Below are 25,646 nucleotides of genomic sequence, written 5' to 3' on the forward strand. Positions count from 1 at the left end.
ATATTAACATTCGAGGAGATCAAAGCAATGGATCAGCCAACCAAACGAGTCCCGCATTACGTCCAGATTCGGAAATATGTCAATGATCAAATCCAGCAGCTAAAGTGGCGTGAAGGCGACCGTCTGCCCTCCGAAAATGAGCTGGCCGCCCAATTCGGCGTCAGCCGCATTACCGTCAAAAATGCGCTGGACAGTCTTGTGCAAGAAGGCATCATTTACCGCATTCAAGGTAAAGGCTCCTTTGTTTCTGTCAGCGGCGGAGAGCCGGCCTTGTACCGGAAGGAAGAGCCTGCTTCCCACCCGCTTGTTGCTTATATCACGCCGGTGCTGAACAATTCATTTACCGCTCTGCTGCTAAGCGGCATTGAAGAAGAATTGTCGCAGCATGGGCATAAAGTCGTCTTTTCCAAATCCGACGGCTGCCTGATCAAGGAAAAACAGCTGATTCAAGAGGCGCTTGAACTAGGGGTGCGAGGAATATTGATTTTTCCGGCAGACGGGGAAAAATATAATGAGGAAATTGTCCAGCTGAGCATGTCCGACTTTCCGATTGTGCTGATTGACCGGGATTTGCCGGGACTTTCGATGCATTGCGTTTGCTCGGACCATGAAGGCGGCGCTTATGCAGCCACCAAACATCTGATTGAGCTCGGACATACGTCCGTCGCATACCTGTCGGCAAGCCCGCCGTTTACAAGCAGCATGGAAGAACGTCTTGCCGGTTACGAGAAAGCGCTGGTCGACTCCGGCATGCCGATCTTTCACCATCACCGGGCAAAAGTGGTCAGCCCGCAGGATATTGTAGACTTTCTGGAAGCAAATCCGGACATCACGGCCGTATTCGCCGAAAACTCCGGCGTCGGTCAAGCGGTGCTCGAAGCAGCCAAGCAGCTTGGCTTGTCCGTACCCGAACGGCTGTCCGTCGCTTTTTTTGACGACATCGAATTTCCTAACCTGCATGTGACGACGCCAACCGTCGTCGTGCAGCAGGAGCGCCTCATCGGCAAGGAATCCGCCAAGCTGCTGCTGAAAGTCATGGACGACCCGCGCCAGCCTAAGCAGAAGGTATTGCTGCCTACCGAGCTGCTGAAACGCCAGTCGACCGCCGCCCCGCTTCACTCTGTGAAATCGTAGGAGGTTGATGGAAATATGGGGGGGCCGGTGGTTTCATGCCGCCCGATTCATTCGGCACTGGATAGAGTGCAGTTCATAGAACAAAGGAAACCACACGCGAGTGTATAACGGAACTGTAACCCGCGCTTTGAAAAAAGTGACCTCTTACGGGTTACAGTCCACACTCGCATGTGGTAAAGATACTACAGCCCCGAATTTTACCTTAAAATTGAGCCGTCGATTGATGAAAACAACTGCAATTTTTTCATGCAAGTTGATTCCCCTTCGTCTAAACAACAATAGAAGGAACCCGCTTAAGAAAAGCGGACTTCTTCTATTGTTGTTTTTCTCCCCTAAGCAATCGTGCCATCCCGAATGTAAATTACCCGTTCTGCGCGGGCGGCTACCTGGTGGTCGTGGGTAATGAGAATAATGGTCATCCCGTTTGCGTGCAGCTTGGCGAGCAGGCTCATAACTTCAGCGCCGTTCCGGGAATCAAGCGCGCCCGTTGGCTCGTCAGCCAGCAAAATGGAAGGCGCGGTTGCGAGCGCACGTGCTATGGCAACTCTTTGCTGCTGGCCGCCGGATAATTCGGACGGCTTATGGCGAAGATGGGCGCTCAGCCCGACTGCCTCCAGCATTTCAAGTGACGCTTTGCGCCTCTCGCTGCTCCGCTTCCCTTGGTAAATGAGCGGCAGCTCCACATTATCGAAAGCAGATAAGCCCGGCAGAAGGTTGTAGCTCTGAAACACGAACCCGATCTTCCGGTTTCGCATATCCGCCAGCTGATTATCGCTCATTGCCGAAACCTTTTTGCCGTCCAGCGTATACGTTCCGCCGTCTGCCTGATCCAGGCAGCCCATAATGTTCATCAGCGTCGATTTGCCCGAGCCGGACGGCCCTTGAATTGCAACAAATTCGCCTTGCCGCACCTCGAGTGAAATGTGATCCAAAACCGCAAACTTCTGCCCGCCCGTCCGGTAAAATTTCGAAATGTCCTCCATCTCCACAATGGCCATTCGGATCACCCCTTACTATAGTTATTCCGAAGGCTTGTTTCTATTTCGCGGCAAAATAAAAGAAGGAAGCTGTGCAATAAAGCACCGCTTCCTTCCTTCTAGCCTGCCGTATTCCAGCAACAGCTCGACAATTGGAATGCCGCTGCGTGATACAGCCTAGCGCAATGCCTTCATCGCAATGTCGCTGCGGGTATGCATGCCGTCAAAATGGATCACGCTCACCGCTTCGTACGCGCGGGCGCGCGCTTCCGCGATGTCGCGGCCAAGGCCAACGATGCCGAGCACGCGGCCGCCGCTCGTCACGACTTGGCCGTCCTTCTCCGCTGTGCCGGCATGGAATACAAGCGCGCCTTGCGCTTCCGCTTCGGCAAGGCCGGTAATGGCGCGGCCTTTTGGATACGAAGCCGGGTAGCCTTCAGATGCCGCGATCACGCAAACCGCTGCTTCATCGCTCCAGGCGATATCGATTTGGTCGAGGCAGCCATTCAGCGAAGCCAACACGATGTCAAGCAGATCCGTTTTCAGGCGAGGGAAAACGACTTGCGTTTCCGGATCGCCCAGGCGCGCGTTAAACTCGATCGTTTTCACGCCGTCTTTCGTTATCATAAGGCCGGCAAATAATACGCCGCGGAACGGGCGGCCTTCGCTGACCATCGCTTTGGCTGTCGGCTTGATAATGTTGGTAACCGCATCCTCAATAAGAGCCGGGTCGATATGCGGCAGCGGGGAATACGTGCCCATACCGCCTGTGTTCGGGCCTTTGTCGTTGTCGAATACCGGCTTATGGTCCTGCGCCGCTACCATCGGGCGTACGGTTTCTCCGTCAACGAAAGCAAGGATGGACATTTCTTGCCCTTCCAGGAACTCTTCGATGACGATCTGGTTGCCGGAGTCGCCAAACACTTTGTCGACCATCGCTTCGCGAAGCGCCTGCTGCGCTTCCTCCATCGAGTAGGCAACAGTAACGCCTTTGCCCGCGGCAAGGCCGTCCGCTTTAATTACGACCGGAATACTTTGCTTGCCAAGGTAATTCGCGGCCGTTTCATAGTCCGTGAATGTGGCATATTTCGCTGTCGGAATGTTGTATTTATGAAGCAGATTTTTCATAAAAATTTTGCTGCCTTCGATTTCCGCTGCCGCTTTGTTCGGTCCGTATACCGGAATTTGAGCCGCTTCGAAAGCATCCACGATGCCTTCCGCCAGCGGATCGTCCGGGCCGACAAACACAAGATCAATCGCCGAATCCTTCGCAAACTGCACCAGCTCGCCGAACTGGTTTACAGCAATCGGCACGCATTCGGCCAGCTGCGCGATGCCCGCGTTGCCCGGCGCGCAATAAATATCCTTCACTTTTTCGCTTTTTTTGAGCGCCCAGACGATTGCATGCTCTCGTCCGCCGCCGCCGATAACTAAAATACGCACGTATTCTACCCCCGCAATTGTTAGAGCTTCCTGCTATTATTGCATCTCCTGCCGCCGCTCGATGATCAAAAAGGGAGCCGCCCACCGCTTGTACCGCGCCGTATATGGGGCTCCCTCTTGTCAACTTGCCGGATTCATGTTTATCGGAACCGCAGAATTTACATTTACCGGCTACACGTTCACCGAATTTACGTGTACCGCCCGGTCACCGTTCACCCCATCTACGTGTTCCGGGTCAACGTTCGCCGAGTCCATTGTCATCCGGACCTGTGGTTGATTAGTGTTTGAAGTGGCGTACGCCGGTTACAACCATTGCCATGTTGTTGGCATTGGCAACCGCAATCGACTCCGCGTCCTTGATCGAGCCGCCCGGCTGAATAACCGCCGTGATGCCGGCTTTTGCCGCGATTTCGAGCGTATCGCCCATCGGGAAGAAAGCATCCGAAGCGAGCACGGAGCCAACTGCCTTCTCGCCAGCTTGCTCGATTGCGATACGAGCCGCGCCTACGCGGTTCATTTGGCCCGCGCCAACGCCAACCGTCATGCTATCGCTAGCGAGCAGGATTGCATTCGATTTGACGTGCTTCACGATTTTCCAAGCGAACAGAAGCTGCTTCATTTCCTCTTCCGTTGGCTTGCGGTCCGTTACGACCGTCAGATCCGCTTCAGTCAAGCTGTGCACGTCGCTTTCCTGCACGAGCATGCCGCCGGCAACTGACGTCACGAGCCATTCCGGCTTGCGCTCGCCGGCCGCTTCCAGCTCGCCGATTTTGAGCAGGCGAATGTTTTTCTTCTTCGTCAAAATTTCAAGCGCTTCAGGCGTAAAGTCCGGCGCGATGATGATTTCGAGGAAAATTTCGCTCAGCAGCTGAGCCGTTTCCGCGCCAAGTGTCCGGTTTGCAGCTACAATGCCGCCAAAAATCGAAGTCGGGTCGGCTGCGTATGCTTTTTGGTACGCTTCGTGAATGTCTTGGCCGATGCCTACGCCGCAAGGATTCATATGCTTCACCGCAACGACTGCCGGCTCGTTGAACTCTTTCACGATCGCCAGCGCCGCGTTGGCGTCGTTGATATTGTTGTACGACAGCTCTTTGCCGTGCAGCTGTTCGGCAGCCGTCAAGCTGCCCGCTTCCGCCAGCGGCTTGCGGTAAAAGGCTGCTTTTTGGTGCGGATTTTCGCCATAGCGGAGATCCTGCACTTTTTCGTACGTAACCGTATAGGATTCAGGAAGCGGCTCGCCCACTTGCTTCGACAGGTAGTCGGAGATGAGGGAGTCGTAGGAAGCCGTATGGCGGAATACTTTCGCCGCAAGACGTTTGCGCGTAGCAAGCGTTGTATCGCCTTCCGCTTTCAGCTCTTCAAGCACGCCCGCATAGTCACTGCTGTCCACAACAACCGTCACGAACGCGTGGTTTTTTGCTGCCGAACGGAGCATCGTAGGACCGCCGATATCAATATTTTCGATCGCATCTTCATACGTCACGTCCGGTTTCGCGATCGTTTCTTTAAACGGATACAGGTTCACGACAACCAGATCAATGTAGTCGAGGCCAAGCTCTTTCATCGCTTTTTGATGCTCTTCATCGTCGCGCACCGCAAGCAGGCCGCTGTGTACAGCCGGATGGAGCGTTTTAACGCGGCCGTCCAAAATTTCCGGGAATCCCGTCACATCGGAAATGCCGATAACCGGAACGCCTTCTTTTTGCAGCAGGCTGAACGTGCCGCCCGTCGAAATAATTTGCACGCCTTGACTTGCAAGCTCGCGCGAAAACTCAACAATCCCCGATTTGTCGGACACACTAATTAACGCTCTACGAATAGCCACCCGAAATCCTCCTCAAAAAAATGTTTATAGAAGCTGCTTTATGATTCATCAGCTCATTCGCCACATGATTTTGCAGCCCCTCATCCGGCGTTGCCGTGATGCAATGTGGCAGCTAACGTGCTCATACGTTACGTTAGTTGTTGCGTATATCCTGCAACTTACCGCCTAAGCCGCCGTTGTTACACTACTTACTGTAAATTAGCGCTGGTCGTCATGCGGTCTGTTTAATGCCAATGCCAAATGTAAAAATGCATTTAAATGTTCGATTAAATCGCTAAATTGAAGGTTTAACTGCAAAAATGCAGGTAATTTCTCTCAAAAACCGGCCAAACGAGCAAAAACGGCGATTTCAACTGCATTTTTACATTTAAAATGCGAAATCGACCAACATCGGCTCATTTTAACTGCATTTTTGCAGTTAAATCGAATGTAATGCCACTGCGCTGCCTGCTCGCGTGCTCGCGCCTGCTGCGGCGCACCCGCCCGCTCCGCCAGTATGGCTGCGCGCTGCGCTGCCTGCTCGCACCTGCTGCGGCGCACCCGCCCGCTCCGCCAGCATGGCTGCGCGCTGCGCTGCCTGCTCGCGCCTGCGGCACAGCCGCCCGCTTCGCCGGCAGCGGCTGCGCGCGTTCCGCGCGCTAGCCCACGCGCACGTGCCGCCCCTCCACGGCAACGCGGCCGTGCGCGATCAACTGCACCACATGCGGCAGGAGCGCCTGCTCCACCGCATGGATTCGCTCCGCGAGCGACGACTCCGTATCGCCGTCCGCGATTTCGACGGCCCGCTGCGCGATAATCGGGCCGCTGTCGAGCCCTCCGTCCACGAAGTGGACCGATACGCCGGTAACTTTGACGCCGTGGTCCAGCGCCTGGCGGATGGCGTTTACGCCAGGAAAAGCCGGCAGCAGGGACGGATGAATGTTAATCATCCGGCCTTCGTAAGCCTCCACCAGCACCGGCGTAATAATCCGCATATAGCCGGCGAGCACGACCAGCTGGACATCGCGGCGCACAAGCTCCGCGAGTATTTCCGTCTCATACGCCTCACGGGACGGATAGTCCTTCGGCTTGAACAGAAACGTGTCTACGCCCGCTTCCGCCGCCCGCTCCACCACACGTGCAGCGGGCTTGTCACAAACAAGAAGCTCGATGGAAACATCGAGCTTCTCGTGCCGGACCGCGTCAACAAGCGCTTGGAAGTTGCTTCCGTTGCCTGACGCAAATACGGCGATCCGAAGCTTGCCCATTACACGTCCGCTCCCGTAAAGGTTACGATGCGGCTGCCTTCCGTAACCGTACCGAGGCGGTAAGCCTTCTCGCCAAGCTCAGCCGCAACGCGAAGCGCTTCGTCCGCTTGATCCTCCGGAACAACGATCACGAGGCCGATCCCCATGTTAAAGGTCGTGAACATGTCGCGGTTCGTAATGGCGCCTTTTTCTTGCATCAGCTTGAAAATAGGCAAAATCGGCCAAGAGCCGTATTCGATATTGACGTTTACGCCTTCAGGCAATACGCGCGGAATATTTTCGATGAAACCGCCGCCTGTAATATGCGCCATCCCTTTTACCTGCACGCTGTCGATCAGCTTCAGGGCGGATTTCACATAAATGCGGGTCGGCTCCAGCAGCACATCGCCCAGCTTCGCGCCGTCCAGTTCAGGCAGCGTTTCTTCCAGGCTGTAGCCGCTTTCTTCCAGCAGCAGGCGGCGGACAAGCGAATAACCGTTGCTGTGAATGCCGCTTGAAGCAAAACCAAGCACAACATCGCCGGGAGCGATTGTGGAGCCGTCGATAATTTTTTTCTTGTCGACTACGCCAACCGTAAAGCCTGCGATATCGTATTCGTCGCCTTGGTACATGCCCGGCATTTCAGCCGTTTCGCCGCCGATAAGAGCGCAGCCCGCCTGCACGCAGCCGTCGGCAATGCCTTTGACAACCGCTTCGATTTTTTCAGGTACGACCTTGCCCGTTGCCAGGTAGTCGAGGAAAAACAGCGGCTCCGCGCCTTGCACGATAATATCGTTGACGCACATTGCAACCGCATCGATGCCGATCGTATCATGTTTATCCATCGCAAAAGCGAGCTTCAGCTTCGTGCCAACGCCGTCCGTCCCCGATACAAGCACCGGCTCCTCGTATTTGTCTTTGTTCAGGCCAAACAGCCCGCCAAAGCCGCCGAGATCCGTCAGCACTTCCGGACGCATCGTGGTTTTGACATGTTTTTTCATCCGTTCAACGGCTTCGTTGCCTGCGGCAATATCCACGCCGGCTTTTTTGTACGCCTCTGCCACTACCTACCACTCCTTTATCCGTTTCCCGGCCTTACAGGCGGGGTTGCTTCACGCTAAAAAAAGTTCTATCTATCCGGCTGCGCGAAAGATGTGCGCCGCACCGTCTTTCTCAAACCGCTGCGCCTTAGCAGCTGCAGCTTTTATCCGATTCCTCGTTGACCGGCGTCGGATAATCGTTATCGAAGCAGGCCAGGCACATGCCGCGGTTGTACGCGCCGTCGTTGCCGCCTACCGAATCAACAAAGCCGTTGTTGCTCAGGAAGTATAACGAGTCCGCATTAATCGCTTCCCGGATTTCCTCAAGCGTCCGGGACGACGCGATCAGCTCCTTGCGGTCCGGCGTATCAATGCCGTAATAGCAAGGGTTTTTGAACGGCGGCGACGTAATGCGCACATGCACTTCCGTTGCGCCCGCCTCGCGCAGCATATTAACGATGCGGCGGGAGGTCGTACCGCGCACGATCGAATCGTCGATCATAACGACGCGTTTGCCTTCCACCACTTTGCGAACGGCCGACAGCTTCATTTTGACCCCGCGCTCGCGAAGCTCCTGCGAAGGCTGGATGAACGTCCGGCCGGTATATTTGTTTTTGATCAGGCCAAGCTCGTACGGAATGCCCGTCTGCTCGGCATAGCCGATCGCTGCGGAAATACTCGAATCCGGCACACCGGTTACGATATCCGCATCCACAAACGATTCCATCGCCAGCTGGCGGCCCATCCGCTTGCGGGCGGAGTGAATGTTGATCGTATTGATGTCGCTGTCCGGTCTTGCAAAATAAATATATTCCATCGCGCAAGTCGCGCGGCGCTCCACCTCGGCGTAACGGTCCTCGCGGATCCCTTCCGCATCCAGATAGAGCAGCTCGCCCGGCTGCACGTCGCGTACATATTCAGCGCCAATCGTCTCGAATGCGCATGTCTCCGACGAGAAAACGTAGCCGTCGCCCAGCTTGCCCATCACAAGCGGACGCAGCCCGTTTGGATCGGATGCAACAATCAGCTTGTCGTTGGTCATAAGCAGGAATGCAAATCCGCCGATCAGCCGCTGCAATGCGTCTTTGGCCGCCGATTCGAAATCTTTGTTCGAGCGGGCGATCAAGTGCGCAATAACTTCGGTATCGCTGGACGTCTGGAATATCGAGCCTTGGCTTTCCAGCTCCTTGCGAATTTCCGGCGCATTCACGATATTGCCGTTGGTGGCAACTGCCAAGTCGCCGTCCCGATAGCGGAAAATAAGCGGCTGAGCATTCGCCAGCTTGCTTTCTCCCGCCGTTGAATAACGGACATGACCGATGGCGCGGTCACCCGGCAGCTCTTCGATCCGGCGCTGGTCGAAAACTTCCTTGACCAGCCCCATCCCGCGATGGTAATGGAACTGGCGGCCGTGCTCCGAGTCAACCGTGCAAATTCCCGCGCTTTCCTCGCCGCGGTGCTGCAGAGCATGCAAGCCGTAATACGAAAGGGAAGAAGCGTTCGGAATGTTAAACACGCCGAACACCCCGCATTCCTCACGCAACTTGTCGAATATATCGTCGCGGCCGATGCCTTCGTTATAATGGTCGCCTGTCCAGAGCTGGACGGGCTGCTTTATTTCATCAGACATGGAATCGCATCCTTCCAGACCTTCTCCAGTTGCTTCACTTGCGATTCGACAGCGGCTTTGCCGTTCACCGTAATCGTAAGGCTGTTACCTCCTACCTTGCCGATCGTGCTGCTTGCTACGCCTTGCTCCGTCAGGTAAGCCACAAGCGCTTCCGCTTGTTCCGGCTTTGCCGAGAGCAAAATACGCGATTGCGTTTCGCTGAACAGGACATGGTCCGCGCGAAGCGCCGTAGTTACGTTAGCGCTCGCGCCAATGCCGCCGCTAATCGCGGATTCGGCAAGCGCAGCCGCCAGGCCGCCTTCCGACAGGTCATGCGCCGATGCAACAAGCCCTTGCTGGATCGCGCCAAGCACGCCCTTCAACAGCTTTTTCTCTTCCGCCAGGTCGATAACCGGCGGACGGCCTTCCGTTACGCCAAGCACGTATTGCAGCTCGCTGCCGCCAAACTCCGCTTTCGTTTCGGCGCCTGCGAGGATAATAACGTCGCCTTCGTTTTTGAACGCTTGCGTCGTAATATGGTCAATGTCATGCACGAGGCCAACCATGCCGATAACCGGCGTCGGGTAAATCGCGCCTTTTGCATTCTCGTTATACAAGCTGACGTTGCCGCCGATAACCGGCGTTTCGAGTGTGCGGCAAGCTTCGGACATGCCGTCGGCCGCTTTCTCGATTTGCCAGAACACTTCCGGCTTATCCGGGTTGCCAAAGTTCAAGTTGTCCGTAATCGCCAGCGGCTCTGCGCCCGAGCAAACGATGTTGCGCGCTGCTTCCGCTACGGCGATGCGTCCGCCAACTTCCGGATCCAGGTACACATAACGGCCGTTGCAGTCCGTTGTCATGGCCAGCGCCTTGCGCGTGCCCCCAATTGTAACAACTGCCGCGTCCGAGCCCGGTTGAACAGCCGTGCTGGTGCGCACCATATAGTCGTATTGGTTGTAAACCCACTCTTTGCTTGCTACCGAAGGGGAAGCGAGCACTTTTTCCAGTGCGCCGTTCAGGTCGGTAATTTCGGCAAAAGCAGACGTATCCACCTTTGCGCCTTCGCCATAATAAGCAGGCTCTTTGGACGGCTTGTCGTATACCGGGCACTCGTCTACAAGCGCTTTAACCGGCATATCCGCCACTTCTTCGCCTTTATGGAACAGGCGCAGACGTCCGTCATCCGTTACTTTGCCGACTTTGGCGCAAATAACGCCCCAGCGGTCAAAAATTTCCTGCGCTTGCGCTTCATTCTCCGGAGCTACGACAAACAGCATGCGCTCCTGTGACTCCGACAGCATCATTTCGTAAGGCGTCATGCCTTCTTCACGCTGCGGCACTTCGTCGAGGTACAGCTCAAGGCCGTTGCCGGCTTTCGATGCCATTTCCGCGCTGGAGCAGGTAAGGCCTGCTGCGCCCATGTCCTGAATGCCAAGCACGATGCCGGAGTTGATCAGTTCAAGCGTTGCTTCCATGACGAGCTTCTCCATAAACGGATCGCCAACCTGAACGGCTGTCTTCTTCTCTTCCGATTCTTCAGAAAGCTCTACCGACGCAAACGTTGCGCCGTGGATGCCGTCGCGGCCGGTTGCCGGGCCTACGTAAAATACCGGGTTACCCACGCCTTTTGCGACGCCGCGCTGGATTTTATCATGATCGATCAGGCCAACGCACATCGCGTTAACGAGCGGGTTGCCTTCATAGCTTTCGTCGAACATCACTTCGCCTGCAACCGTCGGAATACCGATGCAGTTGCCGTAGCCGGCGATGCCGCTGACGACGTTCTCGAACAAGTATTTCACGCGTTCATTCTCCAGCTTGCCGAAACGGAGGCTGTTCAGCAAAGCGACCGGGCGCGAGCCCATCGAGAAAATATCGCGGATAATGCCGCCTACACCCGTTGCTGCGCCTTGGTATGGCTCAACCGCGGACGGATGGTTATGCGATTCGATTTTGAATACAACGGCCTGGTTGTCGCCGATGTCCACGATGCCGGCGCCTTCGCCCGGACCCATCAGGACGCGAGGGCCTGTAATCGGGAATTTTTTCAGGATTGGCTTGGAGGTTTTATACGAGCAGTGCTCCGACCACATGACGCTGAATACGCCGATTTCCGTATAATTAGGCTTCCGTCCGAGAAAACCGCAAATAAGCTCATATTCGTAATCTGTAACGCCAAATTGCGTGTAAATTTTCTGATCGGCGATTTGCTCCGCCGTCGGCTCCTTAGCTGTTAACTGCTGCGCCATGCTGTTCCCTCCATGCATTCAGTATCGATGTAAACATCCGTTTGCCGCCTTCCGATCCAAGCAGCTGGTTGATTGCGCGCTCCGGGTGAGGCATCATGCCCACCACGTTGCCGCGCTCATTGCAGATGCCGGCGATGTCGCTGAGCGAGCCGTTCGGATTGGAGCCTTGCGCGTAGCGGAATACAATCTGGTTGTTCGCTTCCAGCTTCGCAAGCGTTTCTTCATCACAGAAGTAGTTGCCTTCGCCGTGAGCGATCGGAATGTTGACGATTTCGCCTTTGGCGTATTGGTTCGTAAACGCCGTTTCGTTGTTGACCACTTCAAGCGGCGCTTGGTGGCACAGAAATTTCAGCCCGCTGTTGCGCAGCAAAGCACCTGGCAAAAGGCCCGCTTCCGTCAGAATCTGGAATCCGTTGCAAATGCCCAGCACATATTTACCTTGCTCAGCCGCTTTCACAACCTCGGCCATAACCGGGGCAAAACGCGCAATTGCGCCGCAGCGCAAGTAGTCGCCGTACGAGAAGCCGCCCGGCACCAGAATCGCGTCGTATGCGGACAGGTCCGTTGCCGTATGCCACACGTAATCGACTTCTTGGCCGATGGCTTCCTCTACCGCTTTGTAGCAGTCAATATCGCAGTTGGAACCGGGAAAAACGATTACCGCAAACTTCATCGCTTAACCCTCCAGTTCAAAGCGGTAATCTTCGACTACCGTATTGGCAAGCAGCTTTTCGCACATCGCTTTTATGCGTGCTTCCGCTTCGTTTTTATCGTTCGTGTCGAGCTGAAGCTCCAAATATTTGCCGATGCGCACTTTGCCGACTTCGTTAAAGCCAAGCGAATGCAATGCGCCTTGGACGGCGGTGCCTTGCGGGTCGAGAACGTTTTCCTTGATCGTGACATAGACGGTTGCTTTCATGCGTTTAGTAGCCTCCTGAAAAATGTTTTATTAAAGAGCAGCGCCGGTTAAACGGCGGTAAATTTCCAGATAACGGCGGGTCGTTTCAGCGACCACGGCCTCCGGCAGCGGGGCCGGCTTGCTGTTGCGGTCCCAGTCCGAACCAAGCAAATAGGTCCGTACAGGCTCTTTATCCATGCTGTCGATTTCGACGTCGAGCTCGTATTTGTCCTCGGCCCAGAAACGCGAGGAATCCGGCGTAAAAATTTCATCGATCAAAATAACGTTGCCGTCGATAAGTCCAAATTCGAATTTGCAGTCGGCCAAAACAATGCCGCGCTCCGCGCAATACGCATGAGCAAACGTATACAGATTGATGCTCCGTTCTTTCAGGTCATGGGCCAGCTCCGCGCCGACCAGCTCCTGCATCCGCTCAAACGGGATGTCCTCGTCGTGGCCCACGTCGTTTTTGGCAGCCGGCGTAAAGATCGGCTCCGGAAAACGTTCGTTTTTGCGCATGCCGGCCGGCAGCGCAATGCCGTTAATGGAAGATGATTGCTGGTATTGTCTCCAGCCGCCGCCCGTAATATAGCCGCGCACGACACATTCGATATCGATGCGTTCCGCTTTGCGCGTCACCATAATGCGGTTTTTCAGCAGCTCGGGAGCCGTAACGATCTCGCCAAGCTTTTCGACGTCTGTGTGAACAACGTGATTCTCCATAATGGTTGCCGTCTGCTCAAACCAGAAAGCCGACAGCCGGTTCAGCACGTTGCCTTTATCCGGCACCGCCGGGTCCAGCACATAGTCGAACGCCGAAATCCGGTCTGTCACTACGATCAGGTAATGCTCGCCAAGGTCGTACAGTTCCCGAACCTTCCCTTTATACAGCAAAGGCGCTTTAATATAATCCACCGCAGTAGAAAGTCCCGCCGCTTGCGTTGCCATCCGTCAGCTCCTCCTCTATTCTTCGCCTTTGTACAGGCCAGCCGTCTCTTTATATCCATTCATGCTGCTCCAGGCTGGAAACCTAGATCAGCTCAAGCTTGCGGAAAATCGTATCGACATGCTTCAGGTGCCATGCCGGGTTAAACGCATCGTCAATTTCTTCCGGCGAAAGCACGTTTGTAATTTCAGGCGTCGCTTCAATAATGTCGCGGAATTTGCGCTGTTCTTCCCATGCCTGCATCGCACGCGGCTGCACGGTGTCGTACGCCTGCTCGCGGCTGAAGCCTTTGTCGATCAGCTTCGTCATGACGCGGCCGGAGAACGGTACGCCGTACGTCGCTTGCATGTTGCGCTTCATGTTTTCCGGGAATACCGTCAGGTTCGCGATAATGTTGCCCAGGCGGTTCAGCATGTAGTTCAAGAGCATCGTTGCATCCGGCAGAATGATGCGCTCTACGGACGAATGCGAAATGTCGCGTTCATGCCAGAGCGGCACGTTCTCGTAAGCCGAAATCATATGGCCGCGGATGACGCGCGCCAGGCCGGAAATGTTCTCGCAGCCGATCGGGTTGCGTTTGTGCGGCATTGCCGACGAGCCTTTTTGCCCTTTCGCGAACGGCTCTTCCACTTCGCGGAACTCGCTTTTTTGCAGGGCGCGAATTTCCGTTGCGAACTTGTCCAGCGATGTTGCTACAAGCGCAAGCGTCGCCATATATTCGGCGTGGCGGTCGCGCTGCAGCGTTTGCGTCGAGATGGGCGCAGCCGTAATGCCCAGCTTGTCGCATACGAACTGTTCTACAAACGGGTCGATGTTGGCGTAAGTGCCAACCGCGCCGGAAATTTTGCCGAATTGAACGCCGTTTGCCGCATGGTCGAAGCGCTCCAGGTTCCGTTTCATTTCCTCGTACCACAGTGCCATTTTCAAACCAAACGTCGTTGGTTCAGCGTGAACGCCGTGCGTACGGCCCATCATTGGCGTGTCTTTGTATTGGACCGCTTTCTCGCGCAAAATGCCGATAAAGCGTTCGATGTCTTTTCTCAGAATCGCATTGGCTTGCAGCAGCAGATAACCGTTAGCCGTGTCTACAACGTCCGTGGACGTCAGGCCGTAATGCACCCATTTGCGTTCCGGGCCAACCGTCTCGGATACGGCGCGGGTAAAGGCGATAACGTCATGGCGCGTCTCCTGCTCGATTTCATAAATACGGTCAATGTTGAAGCTTGCGTTCTTGCGGAGGGCTTCAACGTCCTCGCGCGGAATAACGCCAAGCTCTACCCAAGCTTCGCAGGAGCAAAGCTCCACTTCCAGCCAAGCTTTAAATTTGTTTTCTTCGGTCCAAATCGCTCTCATTTCCGGTCTGCTGTAACGCTCTAACATGTATTCTTCACACCTTCCAAATAGTTGTCTCTTCTATCCACTGCAATGCGGAATCTATATCTGGCGCAAGCACGTTCACATGGCCCATTTTGCGCTGGTGAACGGCATCTTTTTTGCCGTACAAATGTACCTTCGGCGCGGTGCCGAGCCGCTCGGCCGCCTCGTCGGGCTGTGCCATCCGCTCAAGCAGCGGCTGCACATGCTGGCCAAGCACGTTGACCATCACAACCGGCGTCAGCAGCGACGGATCGCCAAGCGGGAGATTGCATACCGCGCGGACATGCTGCTCGAACTGCGACGTCCGGCAAGCTTCCATCGTGTAATGCCCGCTGTTGTGCGGGCGCGGGGCAAGCTCGTTCACGTACAGCTTGCCGTCCGGCGTCAGGAACATCTCTACCGCGATGAGCCCGATCACGCCAAGCCCTTCAGCGATGCGCACCGCCAGCTTTTCCGCTTCCAGCTGCACCGCACCTGAAATACGGGCCGGCACAATCGACTGATGCAATATGTTGTGAATATGAATGTTTTCCGCTACCGGGAAGGTCCGGATTTCACCGCGCGGGCTGCGGGCCGCAATGACCGACAGCTCCTTGTCGAAGCGGATGAACTGCTCCAGCACCAGCTGCGTCCGCGCTTTGCTTAACGTTTCGTAAGCTTCCGGAACCTCGTCCAGACTGCGCAGCACCCACTGCCCTTTGCCGTCGTAACCGCCGGTCGCCGTCTTCAGCACACATGGCAAGCCCAGCTCGGCCGCCGCTGCCCGGAGCTCTTCCTCGCTGCCGATTTCGCGGTAAGGGGCAACCGGTACGCCCGCCGCTTCTATCGCCCGCTTCTCGCGCAGCCGGTGCTGCGTTGTGTACAGCAGCTCGCTGCCTTGCGGCACGTAGGATTCTTCCATCAGCATTGCCGCCACGCCGGCATCGACATTCTCGAATTCGTACGTAATGACATCCGAGCGCTCCGCCAGCTCTTTGGCCGCCTCGCGGTCGTTATACGCCGCGACGATCTGGTCGGCCACCTGGCCGCAAGGCGAATCCGGCGTCGGGTCCAGCGTCACGAATCGGTAGCCCATTGCGCTGCCCGCCTGCGCCATCATCCGTCCAAGCTGTCCGCCGCCCAGCACGCCAATCGTGCTGCCCGGCAGCAGCGTCTTCGCTTCCCTGTTGCCGCCCGGCGTCATAACGTCTCACTGCTTTCCAGCACTTCCTGCTTGATCCGTTCACGGCGGGCAACAACCCGCGCCTGCACCTCCGGATCAAAAGCGCCAATCATTTGCGCAGCCAGCAGGCCGGCATTCGTGCCGCCCGCATTGCCGATCGCTACCGTAGCCACCGGAATGCCGCCAGGCATCTGCACGATGGACAGCAGGGAGTCGAGTCCGTTCAAATTGGATGATTTCACGGGAACGCCAATAACCGGCAAAGCTGTTTTCGCAGCAACCATGCCGGGCAAATGCGCAGCGCCGCCGGCGCCCGCGATAATAACCTTGATGCCGCGTTCAGCGGCTGTTTCCGCGTATTCAAACATCAAATCCGGCGTGCGGTGCGCGGACACCACCTTTTTCTCATACGGAATTTGAAGCTCTTCCAGCACGTCACAAGCCAGCTTCATCGTATCCCAATCGGACTTGCTGCCCATGATGACGCCTACGATCGGAGACATGAAATCATACCTTTCTTTAATGGAATCCTTATATGTGCAACAACGGACATTTTGGCTGACCGCCAAAAAAAAGGTCCTGCAGCATACACCGATAAATGGCGGCAGCTGCGGGACCCGAGCATGGCGGAAACGCTGTATTCGATCCGTCGTTTTGACGAACGAACGGCTATCGTTTCCCGCCTGAAGGCGGCGCTGGTCTGCGGCCGGTTATACAAACAAATTTTACCTGTGCCGGCGTGAAAGACAGTGAAAGGTTGCCTCATCATGAGGCAACCTGTGCGTGCGCCACCAATGCTCGTAGTCCGAAAATTGTGGTTTTCGGGTAGAAACGTTCGGGCCAATCCCCGAATATATACGAGACGATACAAAACTTCGTTCAATTATTGCGGAATCGTTCCGCGACCTACTCTAGTTTATCCAATCGGCGTCAGACTGTCAACAAAATACGAACATTAAATATGACACGTTTTATTAAAGTTCGCTTTTGTATCATCCACCGTTAACAATAAAAAGCATATGGAGTAAAATGCTTACAAATCGGCTCATCCGGCCATAAGCCAAGCCAATAAGCCTGTCCGGCTGCTTCCGCGCTTTTTTGCCTTTATTATGCCCGACATCCTCTATCCATACATGAAATCAAAGAATAGGCGCGTGAATACACTACTATATAGAAGAAAAGCTCCGCAAAGGAGGAGGGCGTCATTTCATGCACATTTACGTAGTCCAAAAAGGGGATAGCTTATGGCAGCTGTCGCAGCGTTACGGAGTTCCGGCAAGCCGGATTGGCGCTGTAAACGGACTGGCAGACAACAATGTGCTGGTTATCGGGCAGGCGCTTGTCATTCCCGTACCTGAGAACGGCGGCAACAGCCTTACCAGGAAGGAAACAGGCGTCCATACGGTCCAAAAAGGCGAAACGATGCATGCGGTTGCCAAACAGTATGGCCTTTCGCTGCAGCAGCTCATGCAGGCCAATTCAATCGGCAATCCTGCGCTTGCCGCTGCCGGAGCATCCGTGATCATACCGGAAGCCGCAAAACCGGAGATTGAAGTAAACGGCTATGTGAAGCCCGGATCGAACGGCGTGCGGGATGCCAAACAATACGCTTCGTCGCTCACCTACCTCAGCCCCTTCAGCTACTCGGTATCGGCAGACGGCTCGCTTGTCCCGCTGGATGACGAGGCGCTGATCCAGGCGGCCATTGCCGGAGGAGCCGCGCCAATGCTCGTCGTCTCCAACTTCGAAGGCGATAATTTCAGCCCGGACCTCGCCCATGCGCTGCTTCAGAATGCCGGGGCGCGGGAGAAGCTGACGGCAAACATTTTGCAGCTGATGCAAGACAAGTCCTACATCGCAGTTAATGTAGATTTTGAATATGTGCCGGTTGCCGATAAAAACATGTACCATCAGCTGCTGCAGCGGCTGGTCGATACGTTACACCCGCACGGCTATCTCGTTTCCGCAGCGCTTGCGCCCAAAACGAGCTCCGACCAAGCGGGGCTGCTGTATGAAGGGCATGATTATGCGGCGCAGGGAGCAATCGTCGACTTTGTCATCCTGATGACGTACGAATGGGGCTGGTTTGGCGGTTCCCCGATGGCCGTTGCGCCGCTGAACGAGGTGAACAAGGTCGTCCGTTATGCCGTATCGGTCATTCCGCCGGACAAAATTTTAATGGGGATGCCGTTATACGGCTATGACTGGACGCTGCCCTACAAGCCGGGAACGACCGCAGAGACGGTCAGTCCGCAGGAAGCGGTCGAACGCGCCGCAACGATGCACGCAAACATCGAATATGACGAGCAGGCGGAATCACCTTTTTACCATTATTATGACAGCGCCAAGACAGAGCATGTCGTCTGGTTTGAAGATGCCCGCAGCGTGCAGGCGAAATACAATCTGGTCAAAAGCTACGGACTGCGCGGCGTGAGCTATTGGGTGCTTGGCGTTCCTTTTGTGCCGAACTGGTATGTGCTGAAGGATAACTTTACGATCCGTCAGCTGCCGTTCCCGTCCGCAAGTTCCGGCGCCAATTAGCAGAAAAGCCGCCGCGCTCCTCCGCAAGCAGACGGTGCCGGACTGCACCCGTTCCGCAGAGAAAAAAAAAAGAGCGTGCTTTAGGCAGAGCCGGCTGCACCGGCACTCTGCGCGTAAAGTACGCTCTTTTTCCATTCATTTCGTCGGCCAGCTATCTCTCCGCTTCATTAATCGTTCAGCGCTTTTACGACAAGCGAAGCGTACGCGGCCGATCCCGACTTGTTCAGATGGACGCCGTCTTTGGCGAAATAGCTGTCCATGCCTTCGCTTGCCGAATACCAGTCGACCAGCTGCACATTGTCATATTTTTTAGCTGTATCTGCCAGCATTTCATTCACGGTGTCCTGCCAGTCGCGCGGCACGCGTGTATTCACAAGCAGCACCTGATCCACGCCCGACAGCGAATCCAGCAGTTTGTTCAGCTGCTTTTGCGTAAAAGCGCCGTTCGAGCCAAGCCCGATAATGACCTCGTTCCCCAGCTTGCCGTCTTTGGCCAGCCCGTCAACGATATCCTGCGCTTCTCTGAATTGGCGGCCGATTTTGCCGTCGATCCGGATGCCCGGCAGCATCTTGCTCAAATACGGTTCAATGTCGATCATGATGGAATCGCCGATCGCGGTCACTTTTTTACCGGATCTGACCTCCTGGACTGGCGGCTGGCTGCTTTCCGGCGGAGGCGGCGTTGCAGCCGTTCCTCCTCCAGCGGCACCGCTGCCTCCGGCTGGATCGGCGCTGCCTTGCGCCGGCGGGGCGCTGGCTTCCTGCCCTTTGCCGCCGTCATCCGGTGCGGCGGATGCTGCCGGCGGCGCTGTTGGAGCCGGCGAAGGCTCCGCTTTGCCGCTTCCGGCAGCCGATGGCGCGGCCGGCGACGGCTTGTGCTGCTGCGGCGGAGCTTCAGCCGGAGGCGGCGCTGTGCCCGGCGACGGGGAAGGCGGCGCCGTCTCATCAGGCATAACCGGCGGAGTGACGTGATCGACCCAGTCTTCCACCGCGGTATCCCAAGATACGGTGCGGCCTTCATCCATTAATCCGGATGTCTCGCCGGCATCAACGGATGCCGCTTTTGCATCTTCCGGCTGCAGCTTATACAAACCTGCAAATGAGCATAACACTACGATCGCAACACCAATTGCCGCCGCAAAAGCCGGTATGCGCGAACGTTGTCTGCCGGCAAGCCGTTTCCACAGCTTCCCGAGCGCGCCGTGGCGAATCGGCTCTTCAATCCATTTCCAGGACATAGCCGCCGCCAGCAGCGTTGCCGCCAGCTGAAGCAGGCTGCGCTGCCAGTGGCCGTCCCCCGTATCGATAGCCGGAGTGCTTAACACAATAATCGGATAATGCCATAAGTATATGCCGTACGAGCGGACGCCCAGCCATTTAAGCGGCTGAATGCCAAGCAAGGAGCCAATCCGGCTCGCCGGGTGAACCGCAACCGCAACGACTGCCGCCGTCGCGAGCGAAAGGACCACCATTCCTCCTTGATACAGAAACGGATCATATTGCCCCACCTTTAAAATCATCAGCACAATGGCCGCAAGACCGGCTAAACCGACCGAATCCAGCACAATACGCGCTGTCCGCGACACTTTGGCAGCTGAGGATATTTTCCAGCTGGGCCATACAAAGGCGAGCGCAGAGCCGATCAGCATGCCAAACGCCCGCGTATCCGTACCATAATAAACACGGCTTGGGTCAACGCCCGGTTCGTACAAAACCGCCATAGCCGCCGCTGAGCCGGCAGCGAGTACAAGCGCGCAGCATGCGAGAAAACCGCGCTTCGGCAACAGCCATACGAGCAGCATCAAAAGCAAAGGCCATAACAAGTAAAATTGCTCTTCTACAGCGAGAGACCATAAATGCCCAAAAGGCGAAGGAGGGCCAAAGCTTTCAAAATAAGAAACATGGTGAAAAATTTGCCGCCAGTTGGCGACATAAAATACGGATGCCGCTATTTCACCGCGAAGCGACGACAGCCGCGACGGATCCGCCCATAGCAGCCAGCCGGATACCCCCGCAATCATAAGCAGCATCGCAGGCAGCAAACGCCGTGCCCGGCGCAGCCAGAAACGCGACATGTTGATCCGCCCGTTTCTTCTGCGCTCCCCGATCATCAAATCGGTAATTAAATAACCGGATAACGTAAAAAAGATTCCTACGCCAAGCAAACCGCCCGGCGCCCCTTTAAAACCCAAGTGATATACGATAACCGCAAGTACAGCTATCGCCCGCAGCCCATCTAAACCAGGAAAATACTTCCCGCTATTATTCACCGGTCTTGGCATACGTTGTGCTCTCCTCTGTCCCGACTCTTGTTGTCTTTCATCTTGCATGGCCTCTTTCTTCAACTTAATCTATTCAAAGTATAGGACGACAGACTGAGCATTTCGTTACAAATGAGTTACAGTGCAAACCGCCGCTTCACCGAGTGTATTCGCCGCTTCTGCGGTTCATTCCTGCCCTTCCCGGACAGGTAAAAAAAACAAAAACGACAGCTTGTCTGCTGTCGTTTTTGTTTGGCTGGCGAACACCATTATATATGAAGCCTTTATTTTGAATTTTGGCCCGGCGGACATGGATTATCGACATTCGCCAGCATTTGCCCGTAAATGCGCTTCAAATGCTGAATATCTTCTTGGGGAAGCATATGAAATACTTTATCCAACACGATCTGCTGGTCTTTTTTGACTTCCTCCAAAATCGCTTTGCCCGCATCGGTCAATGTAACAAACACGACTCTGCGGTCCGCCTCTCCTCTTTCCCTCAGCACCAGCCCTTCTGCAAGCAGCTTGTCGGTGGCGCCCGTAATGGCGGCTGATGTGATCCCCAAAGCTTCAGCAAGCTGAGAAACATTTTGCGGCCCTTTGGTCTGAAGCGAATACAAAATTTTAAATTGAGGAAGCGACAGATTGTAACGGCTTCCGTTTTTATTCCATTCGTGCGTTATCGTTTTAAGCAAAGTCCGGAACATCGATGTTACCTGGAACAATGTTTCATTTTCAGCCATTCCTGTTTCCTCCTGATCCGCATTCCGACGCCGGTCAAAGCTATGTTGTCCATTCTTTATATATACCGTTAAGAAAATCAATTTAAGCAGTAACAATATAGCTTTAAGACAAATTTTAGTCAAGTGAACGGAGCTGCTTTGCAGCATTTCCTGTTATTAATTATCCACAAAATCATCCACATTGTATACATATTTATCCACAATGCTGTGCACTTCATGTGGATAAATGCGATTCTTATCCACAATAAAAAAGAAGCCTTTGTTGAAAAGGCTTCTTTTCTGAACATTCCTATTATAAGCAAGCGCCGCCGGTCTTATTGCTCGATCCAGACCGTTTTTTCCGAAATGGGCGTGCGCGGGATGCTTGGCGGCGTTATGTCCGGATAACCGGCATAAATAAGGCCCACCAGCTGTTCCTGCTCATCCAGGCCAAACGGCTGCTTCATCAGCGGATTGTACATCGGCTCGCCCGACCGCCAAATAGCGGCAAGCCCTTCGGCATGAAGCGCCAGCAGCAAGTTTTGGACAGCCGCATGGCTGGCTGCAACTTCTTCCACAAGCAGCGCGCGCTTGTCGCCCGAAGGTGAACATACGGCAGCGATGACGACCGGGGAGCGGAATGCTTTTGCCCGTTCTTTGGCAAGCTTCTCCTCCCGCTCCTCGCTGCTGAGACCTTCAAAACCAGGCGCTGCTGTAAGGGCATACCCTTCGCCAAGCTTCGAGCGGCCTTCACCGGTCATCACGATAAATTTCCACGGCTGTGTATTATGATGGCTTGGCGCCCAGGATGCCGCTTCCAGCGCACGCTCGATCAGCTCGCGCGGCACTTCGTCTTTTTTCACGCGGCCAAGCGACCTGCGCGTACGGATTGCTTCATATAATTCCATTGCATGTTAGCTCCTTTTTCCTCGAAATAAGCCCGCTTAACCGGTTTTCAAAATAATATCTTCGCCGGACGCATCAATCGCTAAATCTTTGCCTTCCAGAAACCACACATCGTTATGCTCCATAAAAAAGCCGATGCCGCCCGCATTGGCGGACAATGCAGGATGAATGGGATCATCCCGCGTAATGCCAAGAGCATACGGCTCCTGGCCGCCGCTTACGTAACGGACGAAGATGCGAATGCTTTCTCCCTTGCTGAAGCCCCATTCTTTTATAAAGCAATCGACGGCGGCATCCGAAATGTGCAGCTGCATAAGCTTTTCTCCTCTCTGCGGCACGCAGGCAGTTATACGAAATCATGTAAATTAGTGTACCTTATAAATTTTCTGATGTACATCAATCATTGGGTCAATCGAAGCCTAACGGCAACCTCAAACCGGCAAAACCCCCGTGTCATTAAGATGACATGGGGGTTCTCCGCTCCATGGCGTTAACACTGCCCGGCTGCAGGTACAACGGTTTTTATTGCACAATCAGGATAGATTGGGAATAAATGCGCCAGACACCGCCGCCGCAGAGAAGCCGCTTCCTTCACCGGATGCATTATACGCTTGTATCCGGTACCATGTCTTCACCGTATGGGCGCGGGTCGGGTCGATCCATGGCATCATATGATCAGTCGGCCGCTTATCGTATAATTTATGCCATGGACCATTCTCACCTGCCGTCGATTTCTCGATCGTATAATATGCTGCGCCTACAACACCGCGGAATACAATGGCATGATCGCATGCGGCAATAACCGGAACGTCCGGGACGGGCAGCGGAGGCACGTCTCTTCCTGTCATCCTGTACCCGTGCGTTCTCATTCTATCAATTCGCTCGGCAACGTCCGCATTCATACCGATGCCCGGATAATGCACGGAGAAGCCGTCATAATGCTCAACGTATCCGCATTCATCATGATGCGGGAACAGCGACCAGAATTGCGTCCCCGATACAGCGCTATGATGCTCTGCCGCCGATAAAAATCGTTCGAGATCGGTGTCCGCCCAGCCATATTCACCGCTCATGTACACCTTGCCTGCCGCCTGCACTTTCTCCGCATCCTTAATCAATTCGTCTGCACGCGCCGGATAATAATGAACATCGAGAATATCCAGCGCTTCAATCATTAATTTATCTTCATCAAGCTGAAATTGTTTGCCGTGTGCTACAAGATGATTAGGGTCAAGCGATTTGATAAACCCGGCGATCTCCGCTGTCCACTCCACCGGCGCGTCATTAAGCTCATTTCCGAGTTCCCATGCCATAATCGCCGGATCATTTTTGTAAGCGACCCCTGTGCAGCTGTTCACGCGGTTAATGATGGATGAAATATACGCCTTGAAATCTTCGATCACTTCCCGGTTTGTATAAAATAACTTCACATCTTCGCATCCGCGCCACTTCGTGAACGTCTCTCTGCCGCCGTGATAATAAAACCAGTTGCACACGAACGGAATAATGAGCCGGAGTCCGCGGTTCGCCGCTTCCTTTATGGCGTAATCGACCCGTCTGAAGGCTTCCTCGTTATATTCGCCAAGCCTAGGCATCAACGATTTCGGAGCCCCAACAGAGGCGCCAAGCGTATGGGAGCGAACGGCGTTTGCCCCCATCAGGACAGCCGTATCCAGCGCGTTGTTCACGCGGAACGGAGTTGGCCAATCGACACCGCCGACATTCTCATCGAGGCCGAGCCAATAAATGTTCGGGCCGGCAAAACGAAACGGCTTGCCATCCTCATACAGCAGCGAACCCGACCTCGTTATAAAATGAACAATAGATTCCATAGATTTTCCTGCTTTCTCTTATACTTAAAGATCGTTAACCGCTCGCGGAACATTCTTGTTCCTCAGCATAATGGCGATTACAAATTGTAACAGGTTAAATGATGGCGTTTACAAGGATAGAATAACATCCATTTTAAACAATTTCAACTATTCTTTAAACAAAATAAATTTGTTTCAGAATATCATTTAAATTAAATGACCGGGTGCATGTTCGATCCGCTAACGATCCAGCCATTCCGGCGCACTCCGCTGTAAGGTTGTAACAAAAAAAAGCATCGCTTCTTATCGAAGCAATGCCCTTCATCCTTTTGCAGGCTGTTCAGCCTTATGCCGTCTCTACCCGGCTCTTCATCGGCGCTGTGGAATTCCGCTGCACAAGCGTCGTTGAGATCATAACCAGCTCCGGCAATTTATCCGGCGTATGGAGACGCTCGAGAATGAGCTGAGTCGCCTTTGCGCCGATTTCTTCCTTCGGCACGCTGATCGTCGTCAGCTTAGGCTCCTTCAATTCCGCCAGCGTCAGGTCATCGAACCCGACAACCGATATTTGTCCAGGACACGAAATACCCCACTCCTGGAAAAACGCCATGGAGTCCATTGCGATCAGGTCATTGGCGCAGAAAATCGCGGTTACCGGATTATCGGATTGACAATGGCGCTTCAAATCCGCTTTATATTCGGGCTTCGTATACATGCCGTTGCCGCTGACGCCCATCCCTTCGATGACGGCGAAGCTTGCCTCTTCGTTGCCGTTGCCGTTGCCGTTGAAGCTTTGTACGGCTGCCTTGAACCCCCGATAACGTTCCGAGAAGCTCCAAGTCGTGTCCGCGTCGCCAACAAACGCCAAATTGCGGTGTCCCTGCCTGAGCAGCAATTGCGCAGCCTGGTAAGCGCCCTGGTAGTTATTTGCAAGCACGAGGTCCGTATCCGGGTCCTGCTCGCTTGGGTCAACGAGCACAAACGGAATATTTCGTTTCTTCAATTGATCCGTATAGTCTTTAGGCAGCTGCCCGAGCACGATGGCGCCGTCCACCTTGTTTTCCGTAATGCTTGTAGGCATCCCCTCATTTACCCGCATAGATACGTCTATTGAGGAAAGCAGCATGCTATAATTGTGATCGGCCATTTCCCGGTCGATCCCTTTAATGATTTTGCCCCAATACTCTGGATCGTCCAGGTAAGCTCTCGGCATAAGCACCGCTAGATTGCCGGTCACGCCGGACATCATTTTCTTCTTCGAGGACTTGATTCTATATCCGAGCTCTTCCGACGTTTTCCATATGAGTTCACGCGTCATGTCGTTGACGGCCGGATCATTGGAGAGCGCTTTGGAGATTAACGCTTTCGATACACCAAGCTTGTCGGCGATCATTTGCAAGGTTACTTTCTTAATAGTAATCGCTCCCTTTATATTCCACTTAACTATACCATATCTCAAATTTCAACTTATTTCAACTTATGAATTGAAAAAAGCGGAGAATGACCCTTGAGCCATACT

General features: G+C 54.5%; 21 protein-coding genes and 1 riboswitch. Of the genes, 2 read left to right on the plus strand and 19 right to left on the minus strand.

Annotation, left to right across the window (positions count from 1 at the left end; all coding sequences use genetic code 11):
- Window positions 1–27 precede the first annotated feature (27 nt).
- Window positions 28–1,134, plus strand: a complete 1,107-nt coding sequence (locus ET464_RS12160) for a GntR family transcriptional regulator (RefSeq protein WP_129441238.1) — start codon at window positions 28–30, stop codon at window positions 1,132–1,134.
- Between the two features lie 332 nt (window positions 1,135–1,466).
- On the opposite strand, the gene ET464_RS12165 is transcribed toward ET464_RS12160, so the two are convergent.
- The 13 genes from ET464_RS12165 to purE all read right to left on the minus strand — a co-directional run bounded on the left by ET464_RS12165 (window position 1,467) and on the right by purE (window position 16,389).
- Entirely contained in the window at window positions 1,467–2,132 is a 666-nt protein-coding gene (locus ET464_RS12165; RefSeq protein ID WP_129441240.1) for an ABC transporter ATP-binding protein, read from the minus strand.
- 156 nt (window positions 2,133–2,288) lie between these two features.
- Window positions 2,289–3,554 carry a phosphoribosylamine--glycine ligase gene (purD, locus tag ET464_RS12170; protein WP_129441242.1) on the minus strand — a complete coding sequence of 422 codons (1,266 nt, stop codon included), beginning with the start codon at window positions 3,552–3,554 and terminating at the stop codon, window positions 2,289–2,291.
- Between the two features lie 277 nt (window positions 3,555–3,831).
- Window positions 3,832–5,379 carry a bifunctional phosphoribosylaminoimidazolecarboxamide formyltransferase/IMP cyclohydrolase gene (purH, locus tag ET464_RS12175; protein WP_129441244.1) on the minus strand — a complete coding sequence of 516 codons (1,548 nt, stop codon included), beginning with the start codon at window positions 5,377–5,379 and terminating at the stop codon, window positions 3,832–3,834.
- Window positions 5,380–6,017: 638 nt separating this feature from the next.
- Window positions 6,018–6,626 (minus strand): phosphoribosylglycinamide formyltransferase, encoded by a 609-nt coding sequence (gene purN, locus ET464_RS12180; RefSeq protein WP_129441246.1) that lies wholly within the window; start codon window positions 6,624–6,626, stop codon window positions 6,018–6,020.
- Window positions 6,626–7,669 (minus strand): phosphoribosylformylglycinamidine cyclo-ligase, encoded by a 1,044-nt coding sequence (gene purM / locus ET464_RS12185; RefSeq protein WP_129441248.1) that lies wholly within the window; start codon window positions 7,667–7,669, stop codon window positions 6,626–6,628. Before purM ends, purN begins: the two co-directional genes overlap by 1 nt.
- 124 nt (window positions 7,670–7,793) lie before the next feature.
- Window positions 7,794–9,275, minus strand: a complete 1,482-nt coding sequence (gene purF / locus ET464_RS12190; protein WP_129441251.1) for an amidophosphoribosyltransferase — start codon at window positions 9,273–9,275, stop codon at window positions 7,794–7,796.
- Window positions 9,260–11,503 carry a phosphoribosylformylglycinamidine synthase subunit PurL gene (gene purL / locus ET464_RS12195; RefSeq protein WP_129441253.1) on the minus strand — a complete coding sequence of 748 codons (2,244 nt, stop codon included), beginning with the start codon at window positions 11,501–11,503 and terminating at the stop codon, window positions 9,260–9,262. The genes purF and purL overlap by 16 nt, the downstream gene beginning before the upstream one ends.
- The gene (gene purQ / locus ET464_RS12200; protein ID WP_129441255.1) at window positions 11,481–12,176 is read right to left on the minus strand and encodes a phosphoribosylformylglycinamidine synthase subunit PurQ; all 696 of its coding nucleotides are present in this window, start codon (window positions 12,174–12,176) and stop codon (window positions 11,481–11,483) included. The genes purL and purQ overlap by 23 nt, the downstream gene beginning before the upstream one ends.
- A 3-nt stretch (window positions 12,177–12,179) precedes the next feature.
- Window positions 12,180–12,422 (minus strand): phosphoribosylformylglycinamidine synthase subunit PurS, encoded by a 243-nt coding sequence (gene purS / locus ET464_RS12205; protein ID WP_129441257.1) that lies wholly within the window; start codon window positions 12,420–12,422, stop codon window positions 12,180–12,182.
- Between the two features lie 30 nt (window positions 12,423–12,452).
- Window positions 12,453–13,349 carry a phosphoribosylaminoimidazolesuccinocarboxamide synthase gene (locus ET464_RS12210; protein ID WP_129441259.1) on the minus strand — a complete coding sequence of 299 codons (897 nt, stop codon included), beginning with the start codon at window positions 13,347–13,349 and terminating at the stop codon, window positions 12,453–12,455.
- A gap of 82 nt (window positions 13,350–13,431) precedes the next feature.
- A complete protein-coding gene (purB, locus tag ET464_RS12215) occupies window positions 13,432–14,727 on the minus strand; it encodes an adenylosuccinate lyase (protein ID WP_129441262.1) in 1,296 nt (431 codons plus the stop codon).
- Between the two features lie 7 nt (window positions 14,728–14,734).
- Window positions 14,735–15,907 (minus strand): 5-(carboxyamino)imidazole ribonucleotide synthase, encoded by a 1,173-nt coding sequence (gene purK, locus ET464_RS12220; RefSeq protein ID WP_129441264.1) that lies wholly within the window; start codon window positions 15,905–15,907, stop codon window positions 14,735–14,737.
- Window positions 15,904–16,389 (minus strand): 5-(carboxyamino)imidazole ribonucleotide mutase, encoded by a 486-nt coding sequence (gene purE, locus ET464_RS12225; RefSeq protein ID WP_129441266.1) that lies wholly within the window; start codon window positions 16,387–16,389, stop codon window positions 15,904–15,906. Before purE ends, purK begins: the two co-directional genes overlap by 4 nt.
- Window positions 16,390–16,667: 278 nt before the next feature.
- A riboswitch (purine riboswitch) is annotated at window positions 16,668–16,767 on the minus strand.
- A 328-nt stretch (window positions 16,768–17,095) separates the two neighbouring features.
- Here purE and ET464_RS12230 point away from each other — a divergent pair.
- Window positions 17,096–18,427: a glycoside hydrolase family 18 protein gene (locus ET464_RS12230; protein ID WP_129441268.1), complete on the plus strand. Its 1,332-nt coding sequence runs from the start codon at window positions 17,096–17,098 to the stop codon at window positions 18,425–18,427.
- Window positions 18,428–18,594: 167 nt separating this feature from the next.
- Here ET464_RS12230 and ET464_RS12235 read toward each other — a convergent pair whose 3' ends face one another.
- The 6 genes from ET464_RS12235 to ET464_RS12260 all read right to left on the minus strand — a co-directional run bounded on the left by ET464_RS12235 (window position 18,595) and on the right by ET464_RS12260 (window position 25,520).
- The gene (locus ET464_RS12235) at window positions 18,595–20,709 is read right to left on the minus strand and encodes an acyltransferase family protein (RefSeq protein ID WP_129441270.1); all 2,115 of its coding nucleotides are present in this window, start codon (window positions 20,707–20,709) and stop codon (window positions 18,595–18,597) included.
- A gap of 263 nt (window positions 20,710–20,972) precedes the next feature.
- Complete coding sequence (locus ET464_RS12240) at window positions 20,973–21,431, minus strand: MarR family winged helix-turn-helix transcriptional regulator (RefSeq protein WP_129441272.1); 459 nt, start codon at window positions 21,429–21,431, stop codon at window positions 20,973–20,975.
- A 314-nt stretch (window positions 21,432–21,745) separates the two neighbouring features.
- Entirely contained in the window at window positions 21,746–22,318 is a 573-nt protein-coding gene (locus ET464_RS12245) for a nitroreductase family protein (RefSeq protein ID WP_129441274.1), read from the minus strand.
- A gap of 36 nt (window positions 22,319–22,354) precedes the next feature.
- Window positions 22,355–22,630 (minus strand): HesB/YadR/YfhF family protein, encoded by a 276-nt coding sequence (locus ET464_RS12250; protein WP_129441276.1) that lies wholly within the window; start codon window positions 22,628–22,630, stop codon window positions 22,355–22,357.
- A gap of 219 nt (window positions 22,631–22,849) precedes the next feature.
- Window positions 22,850–24,148, minus strand: coding sequence for a glycoside hydrolase 5 family protein (locus ET464_RS12255; protein WP_129441278.1), 1,299 nt, complete (start codon window positions 24,146–24,148; stop codon window positions 22,850–22,852).
- A gap of 325 nt (window positions 24,149–24,473) precedes the next feature.
- Window positions 24,474–25,520, minus strand: coding sequence for a LacI family DNA-binding transcriptional regulator (locus ET464_RS12260; protein ID WP_244226521.1), 1,047 nt, complete (start codon window positions 25,518–25,520; stop codon window positions 24,474–24,476).
- Window positions 25,521–25,646 lie beyond the last annotated feature (126 nt).

It is taken from the genome of Paenibacillus protaetiae, assembly GCF_004135365.1.
Taxonomy (GTDB): domain Bacteria; phylum Bacillota; class Bacilli; order Paenibacillales; family Paenibacillaceae; genus Paenibacillus_AP; species Paenibacillus_AP protaetiae.